3 protein-coding genes and 1 pseudogene are annotated in these 1,806 nt (G+C 44.2%); 2 read left to right on the top strand and 2 right to left on the bottom strand.

Features of this window, described 5'->3' with window-relative positions:
* Positions 1–229, top strand: a pseudogene (locus R7070_RS24700) (dGTPase); the annotation flags it as partial.
* 9 nt (positions 230–238) lie between these two features.
* On the opposite strand, the gene R7070_RS24695 reads toward R7070_RS24700, so the two are convergent.
* Complete coding sequence (locus tag R7070_RS24695; protein WP_017448700.1) at positions 239–853, bottom strand: tRNA-uridine aminocarboxypropyltransferase; 615 nt, start codon at positions 851–853, stop codon at positions 239–241.
* 3 nt (positions 854–856) lie between these two features.
* Between R7070_RS24695 and rrtA the strand changes: the two genes are divergently transcribed.
* Positions 857–1,408, top strand: coding sequence for a rhombosortase (gene rrtA, locus R7070_RS24690; RefSeq protein ID WP_005495980.1), 552 nt, complete (start codon positions 857–859; stop codon positions 1,406–1,408).
* Positions 1,409–1,498: 90 nt separating this feature from the next.
* Here rrtA and R7070_RS24685 read toward each other — a convergent pair whose 3' ends face one another.
* Positions 1,499–1,783, bottom strand: coding sequence for a ComEA family DNA-binding protein (locus tag R7070_RS24685; RefSeq protein WP_021449594.1), 285 nt, complete (start codon positions 1,781–1,783; stop codon positions 1,499–1,501).
* Between the last annotated feature and the right edge of the window lie 23 nt (positions 1,784–1,806).

The following is a 1,806-nucleotide window of genomic DNA, read 5'->3' as shown; positions in this document are numbered from 1 at the left end:
GCCGCAGGTACAGATTGTCGAATACAAAGGGCAACAAATCATCATGGATATATTCGAAGCACTAAGTGCCGATCCTGAACGACTGTTGCCAATACACACAAAAGAGCTGTGGCAGAGTGCAACTAGCGATAGTGGCAAAATGCGAGTCATTGCCGATTACATATCCGCAATGACCGATGGTCATGCGCAAAAGCTACACCGCCAATTGTTCTCTTCTATTGTGTTGTAGAACGTTGGTCTACTTGTTCAAATAATTTTTTTCAAATACGCCCGGAGGCATCTGGGCGATTTGAAATTCAATCATCCTGTCAAAAGCATTAAGTAGCGGCGAGAAGTCGTTATCCGGCTCCAATAAACTCAACGCATAAAACCCTGCTTCCACTGTCGAAAGACTGTTGTCTGAAGGCGCTTTACGAATTGTATAGTGACCTTGTAAATCCTCGGGAAGCTTTACTGTGGTTAAAGCGTGCAAGTTGGTGGAAAGCTGCCACATTTTATAGGCTTTTTTCCACGTGCCATCGAGCAAAATTAGGCGTGTTTTTCTTGTGCGCTCGCTCTCGGTACACGCAATGTCTGAAAGGCACTGTGATTGCTCAGACGGATAAAGGATAAAATGCTGATACGCTTTATCGGTGAGCAACGCGTTTAACTGTGCGTCATCAGAAAAATCCTCGCCAATCAAACAAGTACAGTTCTTTAAACTCAAATTGAGAATCCGTGCCGTACCAAGTGGACGATGCGCTTCACTCGTATGCTGAAGAATGATAAGTTCAACCCCGCTTGCTAGCGGTACGATCCATTGGCAAATACAGGCTTTGCGCGATTTTCCACACTGAGAACAATAACGAGACATAGAGTGAACCTTTATACATTGCTGACCATCATCAGCGTTATCTGCTTAGTATTACAATTCGAACCAATGGCGAGCCTCACCGAATGGCACGCTTACAACATACGTCATGGTGAATGGTGGCGAATCGTAACAGGAAATCTCACGCATACCAACTTTGCCCACCTTGGAATGAACTTGGCAGGATTATGGGTTATCGCGTTTATATTCCGTCCTAGTGCACGCAACTTCTCGATTGTTTTTCTTTTGCTTTGTGCCTTTGTCGGCGCAATGAACTTACTGACTAGCATGTCAGTCTATGTCGGCTTGTCTGGCGTCTTACACGGTTTGTTTGGTTTTTGGGCTCTCAGAGAAGTGTTTGAAAACAGAAGAAGTAGCCTACTCTTAGTCGCCGGACTTATTGCGAAAATCGCATGGGAGCAATTTTATGGCCCTTCAACCAGCACTGCTGCAATGATAGGCGCTCGTGTTGCTGTTGATGCACATCTGTTTGGTGCAATGGGAGGCTTAGGTATGGCATTAGTAGAGAAAGGATTCCATCGCCGTATATTTGGATAAAAAATCCCGAACCACGAAAGAGGGTTTGGTTCGGGAAAGCAGTAACCGGAAACGAAAACTCATTAAGAATACAGTGGTCGAAGCCCGCGTTTATAGAAGAATGCGGTCTTCGTTTTTCTTGATGGTTGCTTCACCAATTCCTTTTACATTGGTTAAATCAGCTGCTGTTTTAAATGGGCCGTGCTCGGTACGGTAGTCAACTATGCTTTGCGCTTTCTTTTCGCCAATACCTTTCAGCATCGTTGCTATCTCTTCTGCAGAAGCAGTATTGATATTGACCGTAATTTCAATTCCTTCATATTTATCAGCCTTGGTATCAGCGGCCAAACTGAGTGGTGCGAACACCACTAAACACAAGGTTAAAATCCATTTCATATTGAACATATACACTCCAAATT

The sequence above is a fragment of the Vibrio sp. 1557 genome (assembly GCF_033340175.1).
Classification (GTDB): Bacteria; Pseudomonadota; Gammaproteobacteria; order Enterobacterales; family Vibrionaceae; genus Vibrio; species Vibrio alginolyticus.
This window is presented reverse-complemented; position numbering and strand designations above follow the sequence as displayed.